The organism is Bacillus sp. DHT2 (assembly GCF_026241455.1).
GTDB lineage: Bacteria > Bacillota > Bacilli > Bacillales > Bacillaceae_G > Bacillus_A > Bacillus_A pseudomycoides.
Window position 1 is genome coordinate 40,915 of sequence record NZ_JAPHWH010000011.1, and the last position, 26,491, is coordinate 67,405.

At 35.1% G+C, this 26,491-nt stretch carries 23 protein-coding genes and 1 pseudogene; 5 read left to right on the forward strand and 19 right to left on the reverse strand.

The annotated features are described in order from the left end of the window. Window positions 1-257: 257 nt before the first annotated feature. The 9 genes from ORL93_RS22135 to ORL93_RS22175 all read right to left on the reverse strand — a co-directional run bounded on the left by ORL93_RS22135 (window position 258) and on the right by ORL93_RS22175 (window position 8,844). Complete coding sequence (locus ORL93_RS22135) at window positions 258-473, reverse strand: YozE family protein (RefSeq protein WP_018766382.1); 216 nt, start codon at window positions 471-473, stop codon at window positions 258-260. 72 nt (window positions 474-545) lie between these two features. Beyond that, on the reverse strand, window positions 546-818 hold the full coding sequence (locus tag ORL93_RS22140) for a YokU family protein (protein WP_018766383.1): 273 nt from the start codon (window positions 816-818) through the stop codon (window positions 546-548). After that, entirely contained in the window at window positions 815-2,233 is a 1,419-nt protein-coding gene (kamA, locus tag ORL93_RS22145) for a lysine 2,3-aminomutase (RefSeq protein WP_018766384.1), read from the reverse strand. Before kamA ends, ORL93_RS22140 begins: the two co-directional genes overlap by 4 nt. A 210-nt stretch (window positions 2,234-2,443) precedes the next feature. After that, window positions 2,444-3,835 (reverse strand): sigma-54 interaction domain-containing protein, encoded by a 1,392-nt coding sequence (locus ORL93_RS22150; protein ID WP_003197487.1) that lies wholly within the window; start codon window positions 3,833-3,835, stop codon window positions 2,444-2,446. 224 nt (window positions 3,836-4,059) lie between these two features. Beyond that, on the reverse strand, window positions 4,060-4,911 hold the full coding sequence (gene ablB, locus ORL93_RS22155; RefSeq protein ID WP_018782163.1) for a putative beta-lysine N-acetyltransferase: 852 nt from the start codon (window positions 4,909-4,911) through the stop codon (window positions 4,060-4,062). Continuing rightward, window positions 4,908-6,176 (reverse strand): peptidase, encoded by a 1,269-nt coding sequence (locus ORL93_RS22160; RefSeq protein ID WP_098019226.1) that lies wholly within the window; start codon window positions 6,174-6,176, stop codon window positions 4,908-4,910. The genes ablB and ORL93_RS22160 overlap by 4 nt, the downstream gene beginning before the upstream one ends. A gap of 15 nt (window positions 6,177-6,191) precedes the next feature. Further along, window positions 6,192-6,854, reverse strand: a complete 663-nt coding sequence (locus tag ORL93_RS22165) for a CoA transferase subunit B (RefSeq protein WP_265959517.1) — start codon at window positions 6,852-6,854, stop codon at window positions 6,192-6,194. Further along, a complete protein-coding gene (atoD, locus tag ORL93_RS22170) occupies window positions 6,839-7,537 on the reverse strand; it encodes an acetate CoA-transferase subunit alpha (RefSeq protein WP_040119531.1) in 699 nt (232 codons plus the stop codon). The genes ORL93_RS22165 and atoD overlap by 16 nt, the downstream gene beginning before the upstream one ends. Continuing rightward, window positions 7,534-8,844, reverse strand: a complete 1,311-nt coding sequence (locus ORL93_RS22175) for an aspartate aminotransferase family protein (RefSeq protein ID WP_018782161.1) — start codon at window positions 8,842-8,844, stop codon at window positions 7,534-7,536. Before ORL93_RS22175 ends, atoD begins: the two co-directional genes overlap by 4 nt. Before the next feature lie 1,129 nt (window positions 8,845-9,973). On the opposite strand from ORL93_RS22175, the gene ORL93_RS22180 reads away from it, so the two are divergent. Together ORL93_RS22180 and ORL93_RS22185 are read left to right on the forward strand one after the other, a co-directional pair. Continuing rightward, the gene (locus ORL93_RS22180) at window positions 9,974-10,837 is read left to right on the forward strand and encodes a PucR family transcriptional regulator (protein WP_097794982.1); all 864 of its coding nucleotides are present in this window, start codon (window positions 9,974-9,976) and stop codon (window positions 10,835-10,837) included. A 103-nt stretch (window positions 10,838-10,940) separates the two neighbouring features. Further along, complete coding sequence (locus tag ORL93_RS22185; RefSeq protein WP_265959518.1) at window positions 10,941-12,044, forward strand: ABC transporter ATP-binding protein; 1,104 nt, start codon at window positions 10,941-10,943, stop codon at window positions 12,042-12,044. 579 nt (window positions 12,045-12,623) lie between these two features. Here the strand turns inward: ORL93_RS22185 and ORL93_RS22190 are convergent. Beyond that, window positions 12,624-12,761, reverse strand: a complete 138-nt coding sequence (locus ORL93_RS22190) for a YjcZ family sporulation protein (RefSeq protein ID WP_003207130.1) — start codon at window positions 12,759-12,761, stop codon at window positions 12,624-12,626. 433 nt (window positions 12,762-13,194) lie between these two features. On the opposite strand from ORL93_RS22190, the gene ORL93_RS22195 reads away from it, so the two are divergent. Further along, entirely contained in the window at window positions 13,195-13,944 is a 750-nt protein-coding gene (locus ORL93_RS22195; RefSeq protein ID WP_041488423.1) for a DUF4397 domain-containing protein, read from the forward strand. Window positions 13,945-13,983: 39 nt separating this feature from the next. On the opposite strand, the gene ORL93_RS22200 is transcribed toward ORL93_RS22195, so the two are convergent. Next, window positions 13,984-15,117 carry a BA2291 family sporulation histidine kinase gene (locus ORL93_RS22200; RefSeq protein WP_003197467.1) on the reverse strand — a complete coding sequence of 378 codons (1,134 nt, stop codon included), beginning with the start codon at window positions 15,115-15,117 and terminating at the stop codon, window positions 13,984-13,986. A gap of 178 nt (window positions 15,118-15,295) precedes the next feature. On the opposite strand from ORL93_RS22200, the gene ORL93_RS22205 reads away from it, so the two are divergent. After that, on the forward strand, window positions 15,296-15,688 hold the full coding sequence (locus ORL93_RS22205; protein ID WP_040119528.1) for a YueI family protein: 393 nt from the start codon (window positions 15,296-15,298) through the stop codon (window positions 15,686-15,688). Between the two features lie 171 nt (window positions 15,689-15,859). Here ORL93_RS22205 and ORL93_RS22210 read toward each other — a convergent pair. Both ORL93_RS22210 and ORL93_RS22215 read right to left on the reverse strand, forming a co-directional pair. Further along, window positions 15,860-16,008, reverse strand: a pseudogene (locus ORL93_RS22210) (aldehyde dehydrogenase family protein); the annotation flags it as partial. Between the two features lie 290 nt (window positions 16,009-16,298). Beyond that, entirely contained in the window at window positions 16,299-17,633 is a 1,335-nt protein-coding gene (locus ORL93_RS22215) for a hemolysin family protein (RefSeq protein ID WP_040119527.1), read from the reverse strand. A 386-nt stretch (window positions 17,634-18,019) separates the two neighbouring features. Here ORL93_RS22215 and ORL93_RS22220 point away from each other — a divergent pair, with 386 nt between their 5' ends. Beyond that, window positions 18,020-18,508 (forward strand): hypothetical protein, encoded by a 489-nt coding sequence (locus ORL93_RS22220; protein ID WP_003197459.1) that lies wholly within the window; start codon window positions 18,020-18,022, stop codon window positions 18,506-18,508. A 110-nt stretch (window positions 18,509-18,618) separates the two neighbouring features. Here ORL93_RS22220 and hcp read toward each other — a convergent pair whose 3' ends face one another. The 6 genes from hcp to arcD form a co-directional block, all read right to left on the reverse strand. Next, the gene (gene hcp / locus ORL93_RS22225) at window positions 18,619-19,905 is read right to left on the reverse strand and encodes a hydroxylamine reductase (protein WP_265959520.1); all 1,287 of its coding nucleotides are present in this window, start codon (window positions 19,903-19,905) and stop codon (window positions 18,619-18,621) included. 105 nt (window positions 19,906-20,010) lie between these two features. Further along, entirely contained in the window at window positions 20,011-20,607 is a 597-nt protein-coding gene (locus tag ORL93_RS22230) for a hypothetical protein (RefSeq protein ID WP_097794981.1), read from the reverse strand. A gap of 317 nt (window positions 20,608-20,924) precedes the next feature. After that, the gene (locus tag ORL93_RS22235) at window positions 20,925-22,775 is read right to left on the reverse strand and encodes a hypothetical protein (RefSeq protein WP_265959521.1); all 1,851 of its coding nucleotides are present in this window, start codon (window positions 22,773-22,775) and stop codon (window positions 20,925-20,927) included. Then, on the reverse strand, window positions 22,765-24,576 hold the full coding sequence (locus ORL93_RS22240) for an AAA family ATPase (protein ID WP_097794980.1): 1,812 nt from the start codon (window positions 24,574-24,576) through the stop codon (window positions 22,765-22,767). Before ORL93_RS22240 ends, ORL93_RS22235 begins: the two co-directional genes overlap by 11 nt. Before the next feature lie 109 nt (window positions 24,577-24,685). Further along, the gene (locus ORL93_RS22245) at window positions 24,686-24,946 is read right to left on the reverse strand and encodes a hypothetical protein (protein ID WP_003197448.1); all 261 of its coding nucleotides are present in this window, start codon (window positions 24,944-24,946) and stop codon (window positions 24,686-24,688) included. Window positions 24,947-25,040: 94 nt separating this feature from the next. Further along, window positions 25,041-26,468 carry an arginine-ornithine antiporter gene (arcD, locus tag ORL93_RS22250; protein ID WP_003207126.1) on the reverse strand — a complete coding sequence of 476 codons (1,428 nt, stop codon included), beginning with the start codon at window positions 26,466-26,468 and terminating at the stop codon, window positions 25,041-25,043. Window positions 26,469-26,491: the final 23 nt, after the last annotated feature.

The following is a 26,491-nucleotide window of genomic DNA, read 5'->3' on the forward strand; positions in this document are numbered from 1 at the left end:
AATTAACATTTGTAATTTTGCCAACAGTTCCATATAGCGTAATCACGACTATATCTCCTACATTATATTTAGGTTGTTTTTTTCTTGCCATTTATATCTCTCCTTTTTAAAGTCGTGATTTTGATACCAGTATATGCAAACGGCAGAAAAACGCTTATCACATCAGCTTATATTCAAAAAATTTTTCAATAAAAAAATACATCACTTTTTATAGAGTGATGTACACCAATACAGATATATTTGTATATGTTTAATCGTTATCTTTCTTGTATGTATAGCTCCCACGCCTCATCAAAAATAGACATACTGCCTAGTAATCCACTTAATTCTAAATATGAACTAATTTCATCGTAATCTTCTGATTGCTTCGGAAAACTTAAATCATCGTACATAGCTTCAGCTAAATCTGATATTTCATTTCTGATTAAAGACGCACGATACTTCATCATATAGTGATAAAATGACTTTTTCAAAAATATTCCCTACCTTTCTAACTTGGATACATTATACAAGGGTAAAAAGAAAAAAACCAGCATAATCGCTGGTTAAAAGTCGAAATAATTTCTTTTTAGGAGACGTGGACGTTCCATTAATTCTTCATATGTCAATTGTTTTGGTAAATCTTTTGTATAAATTAAAAACAACTGATCTTCTATTTCTTTTACAACATGATCAGCCTGATAGTCCATTCCACATGATGAACACGAAATACATGGTGTCTTTTGAATTTCAATGGCTTTTGTACCATCTGGCAATTCCCAATATACAGTATTCAGACTTTCTCTTGCTTCTGTACTGTCACACCACATACAATTCATACTGCGTCACCCTCAGCTTTTTTGCCATCTTCTAATTTCGACATTTGGGCTTGATACTTTTTATCTTTTAACTGATCACGCTTATCTCGTTTATCTTTTAAAGAAGAATGTGTTTCATTTGTTTCATAATCTTTCCGACGATTCATACGTTGTAAATCATCCGGAACAAGATTAAATTTCTTATCACTCATCAATCCTGCTACACCAATATCCGAACGTTTCTCTTCATATGTTGGATAAATCTCTTTAAAGTAACCTTCCGCTCTTCCTGGTACATAGTTTTCTGGTTCTGGATATGTTGTAATAACACCTTCAAAGTTACGAAGAACAACTTTATCTGCGCTTTGTGAAATTAAATAATTTGGCTGAAGAGCAATTTTCCCGCCGCCTCCTGGTGCATCTACAACGAACGTTGGGACCGCATAACCAGACGTATGTCCACGTAACCCTTCAATAATTTCTAATCCTTTTGAAACCGGAGCGCGGAAATGACCGATACCTTCTGATAAATCACATTGATAAATGTAATACGGACGAACACGAATTTTTACTAAATCGTGCATCAGTTTTTTCATAATCGGAACGCTATCATTAATACCTGCTAAAATAACCGCTTGGTTTCCAATTGGAACACCTGCATTTGCAAGCATTTCACATGCTAGTTTTGATTCTTCTGTAATTTCAATAGAAGTGTTAAAGTGTGTATTTAACCATACTGGGTGATATTTTTTAATAATATTACATAGATTTTCTGTAATACGTTGCGGGAATACAACTGGCGCTCTCGTTCCGATACGAATAATTTCCACATGCGGAATTGCGCGTAAATTTTTTAATACGTATTCTAAGATTTTATCATTAATAAGAAGACCATCCCCACCAGAAATTAAAACATCTCGTACTTGTGGCGTTTCACGAATATAAGCAATTGCATCATCTAATTGTTTTTTCGGAACACCCATTCCAATTTGTCCACTAAAACGACGACGTGTACAGTAACGACAGTACATAGAACATTGATTTGTTACTAAAAATAACACGCGGTCTGGATAACGATGTGTTAAACCTGGAACTGGTGAATCCTCATCTTCATGAAGCGGATCTTCTAAATCATACTTTGTTTTATATAATTCTTCCGAAATTGGTACAGATTGCATCCGAATCGGACAGCGTGGATCATCAGGATTCATAAGAGAAGCATAGTACGGTGTAATATTTAACGGAATCGTTTTTGTTGAAATTTTAACACCTTCTTCTTCTTCTGGTGTCAAATTAATCACTTTCTTTAAATCATCTAACGTTTTGATCGTATTCGTTAATTGCCAAACCCAATCATTCCATTGCTCTTCTGTAACATCTTTCCATAATTCGATATCTTTCCAGTGACGATTTGGTTTGTATACATCATGTAACATTGCTATTCCCCCTTTTTTTACGCTCGCCATTTATATAAGCAATAATTATGCCAACTCCACATTTTCAAGAAGTGATGACGAAAGATACCCTATTATATATGAGAAAAAATATTTTTCTTATTTTAAATGGCGCTCTACTCAATACAATATTCGTTACTTTCTGTATATGTAAACGCTCTTTTTTTGGTGCAAACACACAAAAACCGCCGATTATTCGGCGGTTTTGTCATACTTATTTAATTTATACTGCAATGTTTGTCTTGGAATACCTAATAATTTAGCAGCTTGCAAAATATTCCCGTCCGTTTCCATTAGCGCTTGATTAATTAATTCTTTCTCTGTTTGGTGAAGTGCCTCACGTAATGGAAGAATAGATTTCTTCTGTTTCTTTGAATCTACTTCTTTTCGAAATGTTCGTGGTAAACAACTAACTGTTAATGAACCTCCTTCTGCAATAATTACAGCGTGTTCAATCGTGTGTTTTAACTCTCTTACATTTCCAGGCCAATGATATGCTAGCAACCTTTCTTTCGTCCCATTATCAATATGGAGCACCTGTTTTTTATATTCTTTGTTATAGTCTCTTAAAAAGTAGGATGCTAACAATAATACATCTTCTTTTCGTTCACGAAGCGGTGGAATATATAGAGAAAATACATTTAAACGATAATATAAATCGGTACGAATTTTATTTTCACGTAAACATACTTCTGGAGGTTGATTCATCGCCGTAATCACGCGAACATCTACTTTTCTCGTCTTACTATCACCGATGCGACGAATTACTCCATCTTCTAATGCACGTAGCATTTTCGCCTGCAGATCAAGGGGCATCGAATTTAATTCATCTAAAAATAATGTCCCTCCATCTGCAAGTTCAAATAGCCCCGCACGTTCAATAGCTCCAGTATAACTCCCTTTAGTTGTCCCAAATAATAGACTTTCTAGTAAGGACTCTGGAAGAGCTGCACAATTCTGGGCAATAAACGGTTTGTTTTTACGGTTGGAAGCCTCATGAATCGCTTGTACAAATAGTTCCTTTCCTGTTCCTGTTTCCCCGTATATTAAAACGTTTGCATTTGTTGGAGCTACCTTTTGCGCCAAATCTTTTGTTTGTTTAAAGCGGGAATCATTCGTCACAATTGTATTAAAAGCAACGTGTTTTTTTGTTATCTTCTTCCTAGAGGATCGTTTCATTTTCGATTGTAAATCAACAATTGTATCCGTTAATTTTTGAATCGTCGAGTAATCTTTTGCGATTTCAACAGCACCTGCAATTTCACCTTCTATAAAAATAGGTAATGTGGTATTTACAGTACAAACATCTTCACCATTTAAATTTTGATAACGCTGCACTTGATGTAAAATCGGCTTTTTTGTATTTAAAACTTTCATAAGTGTACTCGTTTCCCTTGATAGAGATGGGAATGCTTCTAATAAATGCTTACCCAATACATTCTCAATCTTTGATCCGTCATGTTTTGCAGCAACAGTATTATAAAAAATTGTAATACCATTCTCATCCACAGCATGAATCGCTTCATCAATACTGCCCAAAATCGCTTCAATGACTTCTTGTGTCGAAACTGCCAGCAATGTCATTCCCCCCTCTTGCTAAAAATTCAGCAATTTATATGCCGAATTTCCGGCACCCCTGTGCGCGATTATAAGCATTACGATTCCGTTCTACTTTTCTATTTATTTCATATCATTACTTTCCCGCCAACAAGTAATAAAGTGCAACTCTAATCAGCGGGGGGCTTCATCCCCCACTGATTATTAGCCCACAGCAATCCGGTATTCTAAACTTTCAAGTAAAGATTTTACTACCCATTCATGCGGGATAAATCTTTTACCCATACATTCATATCTTCTAATTTATCAAAAATATAACAATTATTTGCTAGCCTTCCTGTGTATGTATATCCTAGCTGATGAAAAGCTGCATTCATACCAAACGAAAGTGAACGTGCGATTGTGTAAGAACAAAAGATTGCTCTCTCTTGTAGTTCTTCTTCTAACTTAATGAGTAAACTTTTCATAAATCCATGCTTTCGATATTCAGGTAAAGTTGCACAATTCGTTAATTCTGCGTTACCTTCTTTCACATTCATTTCTGCTGAAGCAGTACTAATAATACGCTCCTCTGATTCATACACATAATAAATCGTATCTTCTTTCATCGTCTGAACAATATAGTCTGCTTCATTTAACGGTGTCGGATAAATTTCAAACACTTTTCCAAATACACTTGCCAATTCTTCTGCGTCTGCCTCTGTCGCTTTTCGTAGTACAAATTTTTCTGGAACTTGTTTCTCCTTTACTTCCTTTTCTCTCACACCATCTATAATGCGGTCCTCATCAATCCACTGGATACTATTTCGTCTTTCATCATCACGATATTTTACGAAAAAGTATGCATCATGTCCTTGAAAATAATGTGGAATCGTCGCTTCTAATAAAAAGCCAAAAGAGAGCCACGCCGAAACATGCTCTCCCTTTCCTTTTATAATGCATTTGGTGAAAGAATGCTTCTCTGCTAACTCTTCTATTTTTCGCATAAGACTTTCTACATTTCCTGTATAATGATCTACCCGAATACGTTTATTAAAATAATCTAGCACTCCTTCTACAGTATAGTAGTTTGTCTGTTCTCTGAATGATTCATAATAGTTCATTTTTTCACCTCACACCAGTCTAGTAATGTACATGCAATAACTTTTGCTGCGACAATCATTTTATCCACTTCAATGTATTCATTTGGATAGTGGGCTACCTTTGTCTCTCCTGGTCCGAATATAATGGTTGGGATTTCTGCGATTTGTGTAAATAAACCACCATCTGTGCCCCATGGTGATGCTTCTATAATTGGACTTCTTCCTTCAATTTGAGCAAAATTATCTTGAAGCGTTGTAATGAGCGCATGCTCCTCATCTAATTCACCTGGGACCCACCTTGCCCCAAACCATTCTACCTCTACTGGATATTCTTCGAACCATGGATCTACATTCTTTAATTGCCCTATCCAATTTTCAAATTCTTCTTTTACCGCCTCCATAGTCTCATTCGGCGCAACTCCACATCTTCCTTCTAAAATCAACGAATCTGGTACGGAGCTTGGCCAGCTACCACCTTCAATTTTCCCAACATTGATTGGAACAGGGATTGGAATTTCTTTATATAACGGGTCTGTAATCCGTTCATTTCTTTTCTGTTCTAATTGTCTCAAATGTTCAACAACAAACACGCTCTTTTCAATTGCACTTACTCCTTCATAACGAGTCCCGCCATGTGCTGCTTTTCCTTTCACATGCAAGCGAAACCACATCGAACCTTGTTGTTTCGGGAAAAACTTCATATTTGTTGGTTCTGGAATGATAACCCCATCTGCCTTATACCCTCGTAAAATTGCTGCTAAAGTACCTGCTCCACCGCTCTCCTCTTCTATTACACTTTGAAAATAAATATCTCCTTTTAATTCAATACCCAGTTCTACAATCGCTTCGATTGCCAGCATAAGCGCCACATTGCCGCCCTTCATATCGGTTGTTCCACGACCATATATGCGATTCCCTACTTTTTCACCACTATATGGATGGTGTTCCCACTGATTCACATCACCTTCTGGTACAACATCGATATGTCCATTTAAAATCATTGATTTTCCATCGCCGCTTCCTTTTAACGTCGCAACAATATTTGGGCTATCTGAAAAATTCGTTCTTGGAGATACAAAATAAGGATGATCTTTCATTTTTGTAAAAGAAGGCTCCCAAATATCGAGATCTAAACCTAATTCACGTAGTTTTTCAATGACAATTGCTTGCGCGCCGCTCTCATCTCCAGATACACTTTTTTCTTGAATTAATCGTTTTAAGAGCTTTACACTTTCTCCTTCATGACTTTCAATATAATCACACACTTGTTTTTTTAATTGCTCCATATTTGTTAGCTCCTCTCATTCAATCACAAGTAAATTAAAACTCACATGAAAAGATGCCTCCGTATTTCGTTTTACATCCTCTACTGTATAAGGGCTCATTAACTCTTGGAGTATTAAACCTTCAGAAGTAACTTCCATTACAGCCATATCTGTAATAATTAAATCCACGCACCTTTTCGACGTTAATGGAAGCGTACATTCTGAAACAATTTTTGCATTTCCATACTTATCAACGTGATTCATCACAACAACGACCCGCTTTGCTTTTTGCGCTAAATCCATCGCTCCGCCAATACCAGGAACACGTTTCCCGGGAACAATCCAATTTGCTAAATCACCTTTTTCACTTACTTGTAGTGAACCAAGTATTGTTACATCAAGCAACCCTTTTCGAATCATTCCAAATGCCGTACAACTGTCAAAATAACTTGCTCCTGTAATGAGTGACGTCGGCAATCCAGCCGCATTACACAAGTTTTCATCTTCGCTTCCTTTACTTGGCGTCGGGCCCATTCCAACGATTCCATTTTCCGCCTGGAACATAACATGTATATCTTCAGGCAAATGGTTAGGTACAAGAGAAGGGATACCAATCCCTAAATTTACAATCATTCCATTTTGAATTTCTTTCGCAGCACGCCTTGCTATCTTATCTCGTACTTCTACTCCCATACCCATTTCCAATTCACTCCTTCCGACGGCACAATATAATTTACAAAAACACCTGGAACAACAATTTCCTCAGGATCTAAACTTCCAAGCGGTACGATTTCTTCTGCCTCAACAATTGTAATATCTCCAGCCATCGCAACGTGTGGATTCATATTGCGAGCACTTTTATCAAACACAAGATTGCCAAACGGATCCGCCTTCTTCGCATATACAATCGATACCTCTGCAGTTAAAGCCGTTTCCACTAAATATGTTTTTCCGTTCATTTCGACTGTTCGTTTTCCTTCCTCTACAATCGTATCCACACCAACATCGACAAGAATTCCGCCTAATCCCATTCCACCTGCACGAATTCGCTCTGCTAGCGTTCCCTGAGGCGAAAACTCAATCCGTAATCGTCCTTCATTTAACTGTCTTCCTGCATTTGGATTTGAACCAATATGAGAAGTAATTAATGATTTCACTCGCTCATTTGTTACAAGGCGGCCAATTCCTACATCTGGAAATCCCGTATCATTTCCGATTAAATGTAAATTTGTAATTCCTTTTTGTGCAATAGCCTGTATTAATGATGGAGGGGATCCAATTCCGCCAAACCCTCCAAACATTAACGTCATATCATCATGAAACAATGACATAATCTCTTCAATTTCTTTTAATTTACCAAATGTATTTGTAATGGTTGTCATACGATACTGTGCCCTCCTTTTTGCATCATCTCTTCCACACTTTTCGCAAAAATCTCAAGTAACTCATCTAACTCAGAATATGTAGTTGTCATCGGCGGTGCAACAAGCAGCGCACTATCCTCTTTTCCTGCTTGCCCTGAAACAGCTTGATATAAAAGAAGTCCGTTTTTCGCCGCGACTGAAATGAGCTCAGACGCTTTTGTAAACGATTGCAATTCTACTCCGATCAGGAGTCCTTTTCCGCGCACATCGGCAATAATTGTCGATTGCTGCTGAACTTTCTGCAATCCTTTTATTAAATATTCTCCTTTTTCAGCTGTTTTTTCAGGTAAGTTATGTTTCTCCATATATTCAATAACCGCTAAAGCTGTCGCGGCTGATAACGGGTTAGCACTTAGCGTATGCCCACTCATAACTGATCGCGACCCTCGTAAAATCGGTTCCATCACACGGTCACTCACAACCGTCGCGGCCATCGGTGTATAACCAGCACCTAGACCCTTTCCTAACGTCATGATGTCTGGCTCCACGCCCCAATGTTCCATCGCAAACCATGCACCTGTACGCCCAAGGCCTGTCATCACCTCATCAGCAATAAATAAAATATCATAATGGCTGCAAATATCTTTAATTACTTTATAATATTCTTTCGGTGGTACAACCGCACCGCCTGCCGCCCCAATAATCGGTTCAGCTATAAAAGCTGCAATATGTTCTGCACCAATTCGTTCAATTGCTCGTTCTAATTCCGTTGCACAAGAAAGCTGACACGTTGGATATACTTTCTGCACCGGACAACGGAAACAATACGGCGCTGGAACAGTTGGATAATCTTCTAAAATAGATACAAATCGCTGGCGACGAAGTGGATGCCCTGACATTGATAAAGCTCCCATCGTAATACCGTGATAACTCATCCAACGTGATAAAATTTTATGTTTCCCTTGAATACCGCGCTCTTGAAAATGTTGAATCGCAATTTTCATAGCCGTTTCATTCGCTTCTGTACCACTATTCACAAAGAAACTCCAGTTCAAATCTCCTACACTTAAATCACTTAACTTCTTTGCTAACTTCTCAGCTGGCTCACTCGTAAACTGTGAGCGGTACACAAAAGCAATCTCCTCTGCCTGCTTTTTAATCACTTCCGCAATCTCCGTTACGCCATGTCCGATACCTGCCGTAATCGCTCCTGACGAACCATCAAAATATTTATTACCATTTTGATCATACAAATACACACCTTTTCCATGTGAAATCATTGGATACGGCTGACCAACAAGTGGCTTAATTAAGTAATCGCGCATAGCGCTCCCCCATTTCTCCAATTTGTATATATATATGAAGAAAATTGACGTTTCTTTCATAAAAAAGAACCCTCTGCAAACGCAGTGAATTTATCAAAAAACTATTATAAAATATACAAATGAGTGCTAAAAATCAAAATAAAAATAAACATTCAGAAATATAATAAAAGACCAAATCCTTTACCCCTCTTAAAAAAATCCTCCCCCCCTATAAAAAATAAGCCTAAAAAACATACTACCTAATTATTTTTTCACCATACCATCAGCTTCGCTCAATTGCTGGCATTGTGTAAACTTCGACGAAACTCCCGTCAATTTCCTTCCTATTTATTTTGTTTATCTGTCATATTTTTCAACAAATTTAGACAAATCCTTCAAAAAGAAACCTCCTATGATTACTCAATCATAGGAGGTTTCTTTCATATAATTTATTTTTTAAATTTTCGACATCTACTTATTCCTATTAAAAAACATGCTTTTATTGCATTTTACAAAATATTTTTTACTGAGAAAAAACAAATGTGCTAATCCTCTGTACGAGGTTTCTCCTCTTACATAGCACCTTAATCTATCTAACTCTCCCAGCGATTCAACCCTAAATAACAAGCTCCATACACACCAGCATCATTGGTAATCGAGATGCTTCTTTATATTGGCGAATAAGTGCAGAAGTCGATGCATATCATTCGTAACATCCTTTTCCACCGTAACTACATTCTTTTCCATGATATATTGATTATATAAATAATAAATTAAATCATGATATCATGTTGTCATTACCAGTTGTTATGAAGTATACCATTACAACTTTTTCTTTCGTAATACATTTTCTGAATTTTTTATAAAATTTTCCGAACATTTTTATTCATAGCTTAACAATATAATTCTATTTATTGCGAAATAAAAACCATGAATGGAATTGCCTGCAAGAGAAAGATTATTTTTATCAAATTGATTCTTCCCGTAAAAATCTGATCGATGAAGGTTAATTACTAATAAAATTCTCCCTACCTTAAAGTCCGTACAAATGAGAAAGATAGGTGCGCGGGATAATTGCCCACAAAAAAATCAATTGGTCTGGCTAAATGAAAGTTTCACTTTATCTCAGAAAAAGAAAAGGAGTGTTCCTATGATTCAACAATTAAAAACATATTACGGTAAAGATATAACGGTTAATGAAACAGTATTGTCTGGGGAGTATAGCTGGTTTTTAGTTGAAGGAAACAAAGTAGGGATTCGCAAATCTCGCTTACACCAAAGGGAACGTCAATTACTTTCATCAATCTTAACGCCCATTCATACTGATACATTTTATGAAACAGAAAAAGAAAAATCTTGGTATGAAGCGTTATATCAAAATAAGGATATTCCTATCGTATCTGTTCGTTTTTTACATTTTTTCACAAATCACTCTATAGTAGAAAGAGAAGAATTTCAAGATGCTTTACAGTCCCTGTTTTCTTTCGCCACTACAACGATATGGGAGACTTCTCAAGCCGGCGTTCTCATCTTAGAAGAAGATATATCGAAATCTATATTACAAACAGCCCTTGATACATTAGAAACAGATTTTTTTATATCTCTATCCTTTTTTATTGGCAGACACTATACCGAAACAAATGGAATTTCTCGTTTGTATCAATGGGAACGAGCATTATTTTCTTTTCTTTCTCCCTATTTATCAAAAAAGATTATACACATTGAACACCTACTCCCTTACCAATTAATGATCTCATTACCAAAAGAAGAAAGAGAAAAATATACAAATCAATTGTTAGCACACATTTCAAATGACAAAGAACTAATCGATAGTGTTAAAGTATTCTTCCAATGTAATTTAAATGTATCACTTGCAGCGAAACATTTATATTTGCATCGTAATACCTTGCAGTATCGAATTGATAGATTCATTGAAAAAACAGGAATTAATATCAAAACATTTGAAGGCGCTGTAGCAGTTTACATGGCATTCCTTTCTTTAGATATCTCGTAAACTTGCATAAAGACCTCTCATTTTTTTGTGCAATCTGCCAATTTACCTACCTGCAAAAAAATCTTATAATTCAATTAATTCAAAGAATAAGGAGTGAGTAATTGTGGCAGAACTCGTATTAGATCATATTTTTAAAGTTTATGATAATAAAACGACTGCTGTTTCTGATTTTAATTTACATATTGAAGATAAAGAGTTTATCGTATTTGTCGGTCCTTCTGGATGTGGAAAATCAACAACTCTACGTATGATTGCGGGTCTAGAAGACATTTCTGATGGTTCATTTTATATTGATGGAGAACGTATGAATGATGTCGCTCCAAAAGATCGCGACATTGCGATGGTATTTCAAAATTATGCACTATACCCACATATGTCTGTTTATGATAATATGGCGTTTGGCTTGAAACTACGCAAACTTCCAAAAGATGAAATTAACCGCCGCGTAACAGAGGCTGCGAAAATCTTAGGACTTGAAGATTACTTAAAACGAAAACCAAAGGCATTATCAGGTGGACAACGCCAACGTGTTGCGCTAGGAAGAGCTATCGTTCGTGACGCAAAAGTATTTTTAATGGACGAGCCTCTATCCAATTTAGACGCAAAATTGCGCGTAAGTATGCGCTCTGAAATCTCTAAGCTTCATCGCCGTTTAAACACGACCACTATATATGTGACACATGATCAAACAGAAGCAATGACAATGGCATCACGCCTTGTTGTTATGAAAGATGGTGTCATCCAGCAAGTTGGTACGCCAAAAGAAGTATACGATGCTCCTGAAAACATTTTTGTTGGCGGATTCATTGGTTCTCCAGCTATGAATTTCTTTACCGGAACATTACAAGATAACTATTTTCATATAGAAAATATTCGTTTCAAAGTACCAGATGGCCAACTAAAAGCATTAAAGAAAAAAGGATATAATGGAAAAGAAATCATACTCGGTATTCGTCCTGAAGACATTCATGATGAACTAATTGTTCTTCAATCTTCTCCTAAATCAACTGTCGAAATTACAGTTGAGGTCGCTGAATTATTAGGTGCTGAAACGATGATTCATGGAAAACTTGCGAGTCAAAACTTTGTTGCACGAATCAACGCTCGTTCAGAAATTAAAGCTACCGATAAACTTCCGTTAGCTTTTAGTTTAACTAAAGCGCACTTTTTCGATATTGATACAGAACAACGTATACGTAATGAATAGACATACTTGATTAAGGTATAAACCATTTTTCTTCCTGATCTTTCTGTACTATTTACCTAAGAAAGGTCAGGAAGCTTCTTTTTGATATTTTATTTTTTTACAAGTATTATATTTAATCCTTTTCGTTTTTTATTGCTACCACCTGACGCTCCTCTTATTTTTCATTTTCATTAACATTTTTTGGCTATTCGCGAGCAGTAAGGCCCCACCCCAACATGCAACAAAAGCAAAGAAATTAGGTGGGAGATGAAGCCCCACCGCTGATTGAAATTTCACTTTATGAAAATCTAATTTTTCTAATCCTCTATAGATACAACCTTATGTAACCTTACACATGCTTCCATTCAATGTAATTTCAAATTTTCAAGTACATATTTAACAATTAATTTCACAGTTTCTGGATAACCTTTACCATCATTAGTTTATCCCACTGCAACTTCTTCATTTGTTCTTTTGTGTTAAAATATCGCAAGACCTCATGTTCCAACTGATATTTTAAATACGAGTTTACATTAAAATAAAAAAGAAAGAACCGATTAACTATATTAACCAGTTCAGCATGACGCTCTTTATCAGTTATTAACGAACCCAACATGCCCCGATGATAATTAGTAAAATAAACAATACAACGATCAACGCAAATCCAGAACCTGTACCGCACCCTCCGCCGCCATAACCATATCCGCAATAACTACTAGGATATCCGTAACCCCACATGATTTGCTCCACTCCCTCCGCTACTTAAAAATTAAATTCCCTTAATAAATTATGTAGGACAACTCCCACTTTGTATGTGCGTTTGCCTATAAATTAAAAACTCCATAACTCCGCTAACGATTTTATAGTTTGCACCAGATCGAGCAACTTGTATATGTATAAAATTTGTGGCATTAAATACAGTGAAACTTTAATCAGTGGGGGTTTTCTTCATCCCCCACTGATTATTAGCCCTCACCAATCGGGCTTTTACGGGCAGTTGATCCCCTACCCCTACCTACCTTGTTTCTCCCTGAATCTTGAGGTGGGGGTCTTACTGCTCGTTAATGCGGGATAAACTATCTATTATCCTATTTATATTTTGAAGCATTTTTTGCATAAGCCCTTTTCCGAGATGCATATAGTTATAGTGATGACAAAGGAGGAATTTTACATGGCTCAATCTGAAATTGAAAAATATGGACAAGAAGCAGCCCTGTATGAACAACTTGCCCGTTACTATCAATATACAAATCCCAAAAAATATATGGAATTATATATGAAATATCATAGTGCGATTACCAAACTTGTACATGTGTATGAAAAACGCGGCTCTCAAGAAGCTACATTGCCATCCTATATGAGAATATTCCACGCATCCCCTCATACACCAGCTATTGATTTTTTAGTTAACGGACAGAAGGTAGTAAAAAACATTTCTTTTAAACAACACAGTCCTTATTTGTCCTTAACTCAAGGGCAGTACCGGGTTGATATCGTTCCAGTCGGTAATGAAACACCTATTTTTTCAGCACTTGTTCCCATGATGGGTAACCACTCTTATACACTGGCAGCAATTAGTACCGATACACATCTACAGTTGCAACCAATGCTTGATAATACTCCTTTGCAATCTGGTCAAGCAAAAATAAGATTTTTACATTTTTCCTCTGATACCCCTGCTGTTCATGTATCCATAAAAGGTGGCGACTATTTATTCGAAAATGTCTTATTTAAACAAGTAACAGATTATTTACAGGTAAGCCCTGGAACAGCTGATATTGAAATTTCTCTTGCCGATACAAAAAAGATACTTGTAACCATCCCTGATGTAAAAGTAGAACCAAATACAATTTACACATTTGCATTAGTAGGCTATTCTAATCAATCCCCAAAATTAGAAGCCGTGGTTCTTACAAATTAAAAAATCTACACCATCCTCTTGGTGTAGACTTTTTTCTCTTTATTTTTGAAATGAAATATGAAATTCTGTCCATTCTGAATCAGAGCGACACGTAATCGATCCATTATGCTTTTCAACAATTTGTTTACATACAAACAAACCGATGCCAGTTCCTAATTTCTTAGTCGTGACAAATGGTTCAAAAATCGTTTCAATACTTTCTGCCGGAATCATCGGTCCATTATTTTTAATAACAATATGAATCCTTTCTTCCTCTTCACATGTATCGATAATAATTTTACGATCTTCTTTAATCACTTCGAGAGCATCGATTGAGTTCATTAAAATATTTAGAAAAACTTGTCTTACTTCACTACGGTATCCTACAAATGAGATAGGATACGGTAAAATCTTTTCAATTGAAACATTTGCATTAACTAGACTTGGATATAAGAAATGAATAATATCATGAAACAAATCATTTAGCCAAAATCGTTCAGACTCATTCCACATTTCTTTTTTTGAAACAAGTAAAAATTGCGAAATACGAAAGTTTAATTGGTCCAATTCATGTGAAATAATATCTAAATATGATAAATTCGGATGATCTAATTTCAATAATTTCACAAACCCCATAATGGAGGTTAATGGATTTCGAAACTCGTGAACAAAACTAGCCGACATTTGTCCTAAAATCGTCAATCTTTCTTTATGTGTTTCATTTATATATTGCTGTTTTTCTTCTAAATTTCTCGATATAATTTCCGAATATTTTAAAACCGTATAATAAATTAATTTGTCAAAACAAGTATGTATTTTTGTCATAATTGGTTTTAATTCACGAGCTTTAACATCTAATTCGCACATTGCTTCAAATAGTTCATTTCTTCCTACATTCGCGTTATAGACAAAATCTCCAATATTAACGTCCGCCCCTGCTCGCTCAATTGCAATTTTTTCACATAACGGCTGTAGATGAGCTACATCCTTATTTTCCATAATAAGTTCAATGATTAACTCTAATAAATTCTCTCCATTCTGAGCTACTTCTTGCTTAAATGGATCTTTTTCGGAAATTATCATTTTGTTTTTCCAGTTCTCTACGAATTGGTGCCTGTTGTTTTTCAAGTGCGAACAAAATACTTCTTTAATATCCTTATCGATTGGAAAAACCCCCATTCCCTCCATTTCCATGCGACGAATACCCTATATATTTTGAATATTAACACAAAAAACGAGTTTCGTTAAGAGATTGTTGTCACATTTTGTTAATTTCTGTTGATAAAGTTAATTTAAATATGGTATTTGAAATGTCTTTTTTTGCATCCTTTTCATTTCTTGCGTACAATAAGATATGAAAGGTGTGAAAAATATGGTAAATAAAAATGTGGAAGATTATCTCCAAGAAGGCATTCATGGCCAAAAGCAAAACAAACCAGAAGAACGCAATATGTACTTAGGCACATTGCGTGAGCGTGTGGAAATCGCTTTAACAATCGGTCAAGTGATGCAAAGCAATGTTTACACAGAAGTAGCTAATAGCATGCGCACTTCTCAATCATTACAACTATATGTAAACGGCAGCATCTCTTACCCACATTTATCAAAATACATTAAATTAGCAAACGAAAAAAATGTACCTTTTACAATCGTCCAAAATAAAGGTACACAAACACCAATTGGTTTAGTTCTTGCGCATAACACAGCGGTAGATAAAGAACGAGTTTATGTTGAAGATACGATTTTTAAACAAGAGATGAAATAATACACGATGATGTGACACTTCCATTACCAATCGGTCTTTTACGGGCAGTTATCCCCCACTTCTCTTCCTTGTTCCTCTCTGAATCTTGAGATGGGGGTCTTACTGCACGCAAATAGCGAGATAAATAAAAGGTACACTTACTTAGATAATAAGTGTACCTTTTATTTGTATTTATTTTTTTATAAAGATTAGTTTCATCTCTGTCATTTCTTCAATCGCATATTTAATTCCTTCACGACCTGTACCACTTTCTTTGACACCGCATATGGCATGTGATCTACTCGAAAAGTTGAAATGTCTTTAATCATGAAACTGCCCATATAAATCCATTTTGATTTTTTGACATATAAGCCGCGGCTATGAATAACAAAATGGGGGGGCTGCATTTGTTTTCACTCGACATGGAGCAGAAAAAGGGTCTGACCGCCGGATGCTCTCTCCCACCTAAAAATTAGGTTTTATGTCAGTCTTTTAATTTGTATTTATCTAATTCTAGTTCATCCATTCCATGCATTGCTTTCGCTAAATGTCTGACTTATTTTATTGTAACATTGTCCCATTACATAAAAAAATATTTTCCCTACTAAAAAAACTCTGCTAAATGCAGAGTTTACGAGCTTACTTGTTCTTGTAATGTTATTGGTTTTTCAGTTTCTGAAATTAAAATGGGAGCTGCTCGCTTTGTCACTTCTATTTGCTTGATATAGTGGCCATCCAATTCCTTAACGCAAAAATTATAATCTTCAATTTCAACAATATCACCTTCTGTAATTTCTAGGTGCTTTGTTAAAATCCATCCACCAATTGTATCAATATCATCATCATCAATAGATAAACCTAACAATACATTTACTTCGCTAACAAATACTTTTCCTTCTAAAATTGTCTTTGTTTCACTTATATGTTGGATTTCTGGTTTTTCATCTATATCAAATTCATCTTGAATATCGCCAACAATTTCTTCTAATATATCTTCAACTGTTACAAGACCTGCTGTTCCACCATATTCATCAATTAATATAGCGATATGTGTACGCTCTCGTTGCATTTTTAAAAACAAATCATGAATTGCAATCGATTCAATGACAAGTATAATGGGACGAATATACTGCTGCACCGTTTCTTTGCTAAAGGCACCATGTTTCACAAAATCTGTGAAAATATCTTTAAAGTTTACAAAACCGATAACATGATCCTTATCCCCATCAACAACTGGGTATCTTGTATATTTCTCATTGGACATTTTCTGCAATGCTTCTTTAACAGAAGTATCTTTATCTAAAATGTTCATCTCTGTCCGTGGGACCATAATTTCTTTTGCAATACGATCGTCAAATTCAAAGATTTTATTTACATATTTAAATTCAGATTGATTAATTTCACCGTTTTTATAACTTTCTGACACTAACAACCGTAATTCTTCTTCCGAATGAACTTCCTCGTGCTCTTTCGCAGTTTGTAAACCAAACATTCTTGTTACATATCGAGCAGATCCATTTAAAAGCCATATAAACGGAAAAGTAATTCGATAAAAGAAAATAAGCGGTTTAGCAACGAGTAAACTCACTTGTTCTGCCTTTTGAATCGCCAATGTTTTTGGTGATAATTCTCCCACAACAACATGGAAAAAAGTAATGAACATAAACACTAGAATCACAGCCAAAATATCAGCAACCTGGGGAGGCACCTCCCATCTTGCGAAAAGCGAATCAAACATGTGCTTTATTGCTGGCTTTCCTAACCATCCGAGTCCAAGAGCTGTAACTGTAATTCCTAATTGACAAGCTGATAAATACTCGTCTAAGTTTGTAATGACTGTTTTCACAGGAATTGCACGTTTATTTCCCTCTGCAATTAAAAAATCGATGCGTGAACTTCTTACTTTCACAATTGCAAACTCGGCCGCAACGAAAAATGCAGTTAAGGCAATTAAAACAATCACCATACTTATACTATATATGTCCAAATACGTTTCCTTACTTACGCTGTAAGCAAGGAAGCCACCTCCTAATTAATTTATTCAAGCGAAAAAGACTTTTCTTATCATCTTACAAGTTTCTACATTCGCCATCACCTTTTTATACATTATATGCATACATAAAGAGGATATTTATATTTATGATAATCTAAATATCTTCTTTCAGTCAAACTAGAATAATTGAAAAAAAACAGACATTTTTCTCTCTTTTTAGAAGAATCTATATGCTCAAAAACTAATTCTCGTGAAAAAACACTTTCTTTGCCGATTCCTCACTTCTTTTGTCACCCATGCAGGGAAGAAGCTTAATACCTCGAAATAATTCAACAGGATATATATAGGAGGGATTTACCTTGGAATATAAAACACCCATTATTGCGAAAAAGTTAGGTGTTAGCCCAAAGGCAGTGGTTCGAATTGCACAACAATTGAATCTCAATATAGAAAAAAACAAGTACGGTCATTTCATTTTCACTCAAGACAACTTAGATAAAATGTTAGAATATCATCGTTCTCATATAGAACAAACCTTATCTCCCGCTATAATTTCACAAGTAGAACCATCAACTGATTTTGAACAATTTGTTACACAATTAAATACAATTACACACCGTTTAAATCGTATAGAGGAAAAAATGCAAGATAAAGCAGATGATGTCGTCAATTACCAATTGCTACAACATCGCAGAGAAATGGAAGAAATGATGGATAGAATTCAAAAATTAGAAGCTGCTCTTGAGAAAAAAGAACCAATTTACATCACACCTGATATCACGCCAACATATGAACGAGAAGAAAAACCGAAACGTCGTAAAATGATTTTAAGTATATTCGGATTTTAGTTCTTTTCCAATCGTTTGTTCGCGCATGATAATTGACTCCCCCCTAGTCAATTATCATGCGCTTTTTTATTTATATAAAAAGGATGTCTCATTACAAGACATCCTTTTTGTTACGATAACATCATATTCATATCTTCTGCTGCAGTTGTAATAAGTTTTAAACCAAATGTTTCTTGTAATACATCAAGCACACCAGGTGAAATAAATTCAGGGGCCTTTGGACCGATACGAATATCTTGAATCCCAAGACTAAATAGCCCAAGTAAAATGGCAACCGCTTTTTGTTCAAACCAAGATAGGACAATACTAACTGGCAATTCGTTCACTTCACATTGAAAAGCATCTGCTAAAGCTGCCGCTATTTTTATTGTAGAAATTGAATTATTACATTGCCCTAAGTCAATGTAACGTGGAATCTCCGTACCGGGTACAACACCATAATTCACATCATTAAAGCGGAATTTCCCACAAGAAGTTGTTAAAATAACCGTTTCTTGCGGAAGTGACGTTGCTAATTCACGATAGTATTCTCCGCCTTTTCCTGGGGCATCACAACCTGCGATGACAAAGAAGCGCTTAATTTTCCCTCCCTTTACTGCCTCAATGATTTCTGGAGCTAATGATAATACTGTATTATGATGAAACCCTGTTACTAACTGTTCATCCGACTCCATATGTACTTCGGGAAGTTCTAGCGCTTTTTTAATCAATGGTGCAAAATCATCATTTTCAATTTTCCGTACACCCTCCAGGCCGGCAATATCATATGAAAAGAAGCGATCAAAGTATGATCCTTTAATTGGCATAACACAGTTCGTTGTAGCCAATATCGCACCGGTAAATTTTTCAAAAAGACGTCGTTGATCATACCATGCCTTACCAATGTTTCCTTTTAAATGTTTATATTTTTTCAGTTGTGGATATCCGTGTGCTGGTAGCATTTCAGAATGCGTATAAATATTAATTTCTTTTCCTTCTGTTTGCTTTAATAATTCCTCTAATGCAAATAAATTATGACCAGTAACAACAATTGCCTTACCTTCTACATGATTTTGTGTAATTTGAACAGGCTCTGGAACACCGAAATGATTCGTATGTGCCTCATCTAACAACTCCATCACCCGTAAAGCTGATTTCCCAACTTTCATAGCCATATCAATATGTTCTTGTTCATTAAAGTTAGAATTTGTTAATGTCATATATAACGCTTCTTGAGTTGTAGCATCTACAAATGGATCTGTATACCCTAGCTGCGCAGCATGGGTACGATAAGCAGCAATTCCTTTTAACCCAAACACAATCGTATCTTGTAAACTTGCAATTGTTTCATTCTTACCGCAAACACCCATTACTTTACATCCGCCTGTTGGCGTTTGTTCACATTGATAGCAAAACATATCATCCCACCCTTTCCCAATCATTCATTACAAACTAAGCTTAATATACATTGAGAAAAAGGGATGTGATATCAATCACAATAATTTATAAAAATTTGTGACACTTCATCTTGTTAACATAATATTTTTACTGTTCTCTTTGATTAATGCCTGCGCATGAGCATTTCCTTGAATAATATCCCGAAATTCTTTTAAGGAATACAAATGTGTTAATCCTTTCCGAGCATGAATTCGAACAGGTACCCCTTGCAATGTATCATGAAAATAAAACGGATCATCAATTGGTTCAATTGGAAAACCAATTGTAAGTAAATACATATACATTCTTTTTGTAATAACAGCAATATACCACTCAGCTTTCATTTCTAAAGCATGAATAAATAAAATAGCTGTTAACCTTTTGAAATGTCCTCTCCCGCGCGATGTTTTCGCAATACTTAACTTTCCTATTTCATAAACATTCTTTAAACCTTTCATTAACTCATTTTCAGAAAACGGATAGAAAAACTCAGAATTAGATTGTTCAGGTGTCGTATATCGAATACACTCTACTGTACCAATAGAATGTCCTTCTTCTATTAATAAAAATCGTGATGGATTTAAATTACGCTCTACAAACATTAAATCTCTCTCTTCACAAAAATCTCCCCACAGTTGCTCGAACCAAAAATGTTCTTCCTTTGTTTGAACACGCTGGAACATATTTCCCCGCCTCTCCCATCGCCGCTCTATATTTTGATAACGCTTTCACCATCTATCATATAAGAACAAATCTCCGCATGCAACTAAAAGGTATTTAATACATTATACATTCTATAAAAATTAACCAGTTCCTATTCATTTTTTTATACTTATATAAAGTGACACTTCCATTGTATATAATTGGAAATTACCTTTATTGTTTTATCACCTCTATGGGTATTTAATTCTACAATACCATAAATTCACAATTATACTCCCTTCAACAATTCAATTTACTTACACAAAAAGAAACCTTTTCCGTAAAGAAAGGTTTCTTTTCATGTTACAATATTTTTTAACCATTTCTCGAAAATCTGTACAAGACCATGCTTTCCAGCTAACTTTTCTTCTCCCTGCTTTGTTTTATATGGATATAATTGCAAAAAGACTCCGCAACCTGCTTCTATTTTCTTCCCGTGCATATGACTGCCTGGGTATACACAAATCACTTCATGAATCGCCCTTCGGTGAAAAATACGTTTTCCATCTTGTTCTTCTACATATTTAATGGACCAATATTTGTACATTTGCTCTGTTGCTTTTGTATTTCCAACAGGCTGAAAAATATTAAACATAGGACTATATTTCACCTCAACAATAATAGACGACTGGTACTCATAACGTTCCCCTTGCTTCACATAACAATCTAAACGAATGTCTGGCTTTTTCGTATCTTCTCCATTATAGAAATGACTTCCTTTACTAAGTGCAATGAGTGGGTGCGTTTCAATAAGATCATTAAACACTACATGGATTTGAATATTTTCACGATTTAAAACAATTGTCGTACCATCCTGTAAACCATCTAAGTAAAAATAAGTTTGAATTTGTTCGCGTAATGAAATTTCACCTTTAAATTCTAACTGTTGCAATATAGAAATAATGATAAAAAATGCATAATACTCATACACTAAAAACGTTGGTTTATACACAAATAATAAAGCTGGAGATTGTTGATTATAACGTGGTAGAAACTCTAAATGATACAATAGTTGCCGATGAGTAACAGGTAAAGCATGCATAGTTATATTTGTCTTTTCAGAAATCCCTCTCCAGAATGGAGAATTTAACAAATTTTGAAAGTACAGTATAGCTTGGTGGACAATATGATTTAAAATTTTATACTCTTGTATTTTCATAGATGCTTTCCGCAAGTCTGCCTCTTTTAACAAATGAATATTTCGATATTTTTGCTTCTCCCTATCTGTTACAGACCCGTTTCTTTCAATGGTTTGCATAATTGTTTTTACTGCTTGTTGTTCCTCTTTTTTTGTATGTGTTGCTCTTTCTAATATTTCGATTGTCTTTTGTAAGAAAGCCTGCGCTTCAAGTAAATATTGATAAAATTGTTTCGTTGTAAATTTTAGAAAAGCATTCTCCAAACTATCTGTTTGTTCTATAAATCTGCGATTATAATACTTAGCGTGGGGCTTTTTCTCGTTCATTATCACACTTTTCATCGTCGCTTTTCGTTCCCGTATTTCCCACTCATATCTATCGATATATCTTGTGTTCTCTTCAACTTTTTTATAAAGCTGCTTTATTTTTTTCATTTTTTGTGGCAGCATTCGAAGTAGCATTAAATAGGAAGAATCTTCAATATCAATTAGCGTTGAGAATGTCTTTTTATAATAACCACGATCTAGCATAATTTCATTCAAAATTGATTTTACATAATTTTGAATCGTTTCAAATTGATCATCAAAAAAATTTTTAGGAACAATTTGAAACGCTCCATAGTATATCTCTTCTTCCACTTTCACCTCGAAATGATACAAACCACAACGCCAAGGATAAAAAAAATCAGTTTTTCCATGTTCATATAATAATACTTTTTCTCTTTTTTCATGCAATTCATATTGCCATTCTTTCTTATCTTTTTGCCCTTCATACACTTTATTCCATATAAAAGTAACACGGATTGGCTTTTCACAATGTAAAGTCAAACGTAATGCTTTTAATTCTTGCACTTTATAAACACAATGTGCCATTGTTGTAGTGTGTTTACAAAGACGATTCAAAAATATAAAATCTCCTTTTCCTTCTGTTCCAATAATTAATTTTAATACGAACGGGAGCTTATCTTTTGTATCTACAATTTCCGTCTCGTGCTGCTCCTCATTTCGCATACCCATACAACTCCAATTCACGCCGTTTTTGTCTAATATAAGCTAGAGAATGTTCGAATGCGGAGACACAATTCGCAAGTGGAGATTGTAATAATGATACTAGCGATAGCCCTTTCTTTTCATCCTCACGAAGAAGTGGACCAATTGTCATTTCCGTACCACGTAATTTTGTTAAAATACGCTGTTTTACTTGTAAATCAAAACCCTCTTCTCGGCTAATCATATAAGATTGATTATCTTTTGGAGGGATATTTTGCAAATAAGTCGCAATCGCAGCAGCGCATCGAAAAGAAACGCCTTTCGATGCGTCATGTGATGATAATACGCCGTGTAATTTATCTAATAGTTCTAATTCTTCTTCAAAAAGTACATCAATTATCTCTTTATTTCGTAACCAATTCATACGAAACTCTCCTGTTGTTACTTGTAGGGGCGGGATTTGTATCCCTTTATTTTGCTGCATATTGATTTCACAAAATGGAATCTTTTGAAGTGTAATAAGATTTGTTCGATCCAATAAGCGATCAGATAATTCTTTCGTTGTTTCATCAAAATTTACAGTCCCGATAAAAATAATATTTTCACCAATTTCAATTTTAGGTGGAATTATATTTTCTATTTCATTTCCTTCCTCATATAAAGAAAGAATACGATTTTTCTTTTCTAATTGAAGAATAGATAAAAATGGTGTAAACCAATGTTCAATATGTGACATATTCATTTCATCAAATACAATCATATAAAGCTGATTCGGATTTTCATATGCTTTTAATAATGTCCGAATTAACTTCGTTTCACTTTCGATATATGTTCCATTTGGATGAAGATAACCTATTATATCGTGTGGTTCTTGATAAGATGGAGAAATTGGAATCCATAACAATTCTTCTCCATACGTTAACCCTAACGCTTCTGCATATACTTGCACAAAACGAGATTTCCCGATTCCTGGGATACCAGCAAGAATCGTTAACATATTTGTTTTTACACTAATATGAAAGTTAAAAATATCCGTTGCATCTAAATACAAACCTTTATTATTGATTAAGTTCTGTACATACTGTATAAATGTAGATTCACGCTCATTCCATTCTTGGTCTTCTTTTTGCCCTTTTATGTCTACTACTTCCACCCGTTTTCCCTCTTCTTCGATTTGCTTTAGAAGTTGATCATACATATTTTCTCTTACAAAATACAAATGATCATCCGCTTTCATTTCTATATACTTGGTCCAATTATCAATTTCGATATATTTGCATTCCTTTTTTTGTTCGCAATATGCAATTGAACTAATGGATGATTTTAATGATAAATTCCCATATAATCTACCTTCATACCATAACAATTGTGGTACTTCGAAATCGTGTGGGAATTTAGGAATAAGAAAAGATAAGTACCCATTACCTAGCTTTCGCTCTAAAGATTCTCTCTTTTTATAGCCTACTAATCTTGGCGAAGGAATAATCTTATATGCATCCGCGATTTCCCGTTGTTCTGTACATATTAATTCAACATACAAGTTCCCTCTTTCATAATAAAGGCGAAACAATACCAATTGTTTTTCTAACTTTTTTTTCTTTAAATCCGCAAATATTCTCTCATTTTTTTTGTTAGTATATAGTCCTTCAAACAAATATACTTCACCTTCAAATTGCGATTTCAAAATAGAAGGAATTTGTGAAAGACATTGTACAGAAAAAGTATTCTTTTTTTCCTCCTCACCTTCAACGAACTTTCCAAGAAATCTCATGTGATACATCCGCTTTATAAAACTTGGATGGAGAGCTTTATGTAGCTTCAATATACTCACCTTCTTTTTTTCATACTGTTCTTATTATATGAACTGTAAAAGAAAACTAGAAACAAAAAAACCTGACCTACACCGTCAGGTTACAAAAGTAAAACTTATATTAGTGAGAAGGGAAAGCTTTTTTCTCTTGCATAATCGCATTGTGAGCAATTTTCATTTTAGCAAGTACGTATCGTAGTTTATCCTCGGCATTTTCATCTTTATTATGTTGCAGGCTTGCTAAAGTCTCCACAGAACCAGCTAAATTCTCAATCGCTCCACGTAGTTCGGGATGATGATTAAAAAATGATTCTTGTACTAATACTTTTCGTAAATCACTTGCCAATTCCATAATTCTTAAGAGTTGTTCTTTTTCTTCCATTCTCATCCCTCCTAAACATCTTATATATTAGATATTCTGTAAATAAAATAAAATTCCTTGTATGCAAAGAAAAAAGTCCTCCAGGAGGACTTTTTTACATTTTTATATTACCTGTTACAAGCATATAAAGCGATATTACTGCTGCAACCACGATTACAACCATGACATATCTCTCCATGCCAGAAAAACAGCGATTTCCTTTTTCTTTTCGAGCAAACATATAAACAACAAGTCCAATACCATATACGATTGAGACAAGTAATAAGTTTTTTAAGCCTGCTGCATAAATCAACCATACGGAATACAATGAGGCAATTAAAGCAAGCATTCCATTTTTTAGCCTCGCACGTTTCAGTTCCTTCGTTACAACTAATTTCAACTGATAAAGTGCTGATAATAAGTACGGAAGTAAAATAGATGTAGACGCGATAAAATACATCATTTGATACGTTGATTCCGAAAACAAAACGATAATAAACAATGTTTGTGCGACACCATTTGAAATCCATAATGCAATATGTGGTGTCTGCTTTTTATTTGTCTTCGTAAAGGCTTTCGGAAATACGCCATCTTTCCCTGCTACGTGAGAAATTTCAGAAACGAGTAAGAACCATCCAATTAATGTCCCAACAAGTGAAGCAACCAATCCGATATTAATGGCAAATGCTCCCCATGGTCCAACAACATGCTCTAATACATGGCCCATTGACGGCGTTTCTAACAGAGAAAGCTCTTGTCTTGTCATTGCCCCCATAGAAAGGACTGAGATTAAAATATAGATGGACATAACTAAAATTAATCCAACAACCGTTGCTTTTCCAACATCACGGCTGTTTTTTGCTCTTCCAGATAATACGACTGCTCCTTCCACACCGATAAATACCCAAAGTGTAACAAGCATCGTATTTTTCACTTGACCAAGGACAGAAGAAATAGAAACGGTTCCCTCACCCCAAAAATCATGTGTAAATGTATCCCAGCGAAACGCTGTAACCATAACTGCAATAAATAATAAAATCGGAACTAGTTTTCCAATTGTTGCAACAAAGTTCATAATAGACGCTTCACGAATTCCAATTAAAATAAGGAAGTGCAGCGTCCATAATAAAAGAGATGCACCAACGATGGAGGCAACGTTGTTTCCTCCTTTAAAAATAGGGAAAAAATATCCAAGTGTACTAAACAATAACATAATCGTAGCTACGTTTCCTAAAATCCCTGCAAGCCAATATCCCCATGCACTGTTAAAACCAACATATTCACCAAATCCTGTGCGTGCGTAACTATAAATTCCGCCTTCAAGCTCTGGTTTTTGTCTTGCTAACGTTTGGTATACAAGTGCAAGTGGAATCATTCCCATTGCTGTAATACACCATCCAATTATCGTTGCGCCACTATTTGCGCCTACTGCTAAATCATGCGGTAAACTAAAAACACCACCGCCAACCATTGTTCCTACTACTAATGCGATTAATGGAAAAAATCCTAATTTCTTTTCTATCGGTACCACCCCATCTGTCATTCTAGGTGTTATGTTCATCCGTT

Excerpts from the sequence above, each read along its gene's own strand:
- ORL93_RS22140 (WP_018766383.1), bottom strand. The coding sequence starts at position 818 with ATGAATTGTATGTGGTGTGACAGTACAGAAGCAAGAGAAAGTCTGAAT.
- kamA (WP_018766384.1), bottom strand. The coding sequence starts at position 2,233 with ATGTTACATGATGTATACAAACCAAATCGTCACTGGAAAGATATCGAA.
- ORL93_RS22150 (WP_003197487.1), bottom strand. The coding sequence starts at position 3,835 with ATGACATTGCTGGCAGTTTCGACACAAGAAGTCATTGAAGCGATTTTG.
- ablB (WP_018782163.1), bottom strand. The coding sequence starts at position 4,911 with ATGAACTATTATGAATCATTCAGAGAACAGACAAACTACTATACTGTA.
- ORL93_RS22160 (WP_098019226.1), bottom strand. The coding sequence starts at position 6,176 with ATGGAGCAATTAAAAAAACAAGTGTGTGATTATATTGAAAGTCATGAA.
- ORL93_RS22165 (WP_265959517.1), bottom strand. The coding sequence starts at position 6,854 with ATGGGTATGGGAGTAGAAGTACGAGATAAGATAGCAAGGCGTGCTGCG.
- atoD (WP_040119531.1), bottom strand. The coding sequence starts at position 7,537 with ATGACAACCATTACAAATACATTTGGTAAATTAAAAGAAATTGAAGAG.
- ORL93_RS22175 (WP_018782161.1), bottom strand. The coding sequence starts at position 8,844 with ATGCGCGATTACTTAATTAAGCCACTTGTTGGTCAGCCGTATCCAATG.
- ORL93_RS22180 (WP_097794982.1), top strand. The coding sequence starts at position 9,974 with ATGATTCAACAATTAAAAACATATTACGGTAAAGATATAACGGTTAAT.
- ORL93_RS22190 (WP_003207130.1), bottom strand. The coding sequence starts at position 12,761 with ATGTGGGGTTACGGATATCCTAGTAGTTATTGCGGATATGGTTATGGC.
- ORL93_RS22195 (WP_041488423.1), top strand. The coding sequence starts at position 13,195 with ATGGCTCAATCTGAAATTGAAAAATATGGACAAGAAGCAGCCCTGTAT.
- ORL93_RS22200 (WP_003197467.1), bottom strand. The coding sequence starts at position 15,117 with ATGGAAATGGAGGGAATGGGGGTTTTTCCAATCGATAAGGATATTAAA.
- ORL93_RS22205 (WP_040119528.1), top strand. The coding sequence starts at position 15,296 with ATGGTAAATAAAAATGTGGAAGATTATCTCCAAGAAGGCATTCATGGC.
- ORL93_RS22215 (WP_040119527.1), bottom strand. The coding sequence starts at position 17,633 with ATGGTGATTGTTTTAATTGCCTTAACTGCATTTTTCGTTGCGGCCGAG.
- hcp (WP_265959520.1), bottom strand. The coding sequence starts at position 19,905 with ATGTTTTGCTATCAATGTGAACAAACGCCAACAGGCGGATGTAAAGTA.
- ORL93_RS22230 (WP_097794981.1), bottom strand. The coding sequence starts at position 20,607 with ATGTTCCAGCGTGTTCAAACAAAGGAAGAACATTTTTGGTTCGAGCAA.
- ORL93_RS22235 (WP_265959521.1), bottom strand. The coding sequence starts at position 22,775 with ATGCGAAATGAGGAGCAGCACGAGACGGAAATTGTAGATACAAAAGAT.
- ORL93_RS22245 (WP_003197448.1), bottom strand. The coding sequence starts at position 24,946 with ATGGAAGAAAAAGAACAACTCTTAAGAATTATGGAATTGGCAAGTGAT.
- arcD (WP_003207126.1), bottom strand. The coding sequence starts at position 26,468 with ATGACAGATGGGGTGGTACCGATAGAAAAGAAATTAGGATTTTTTCCA.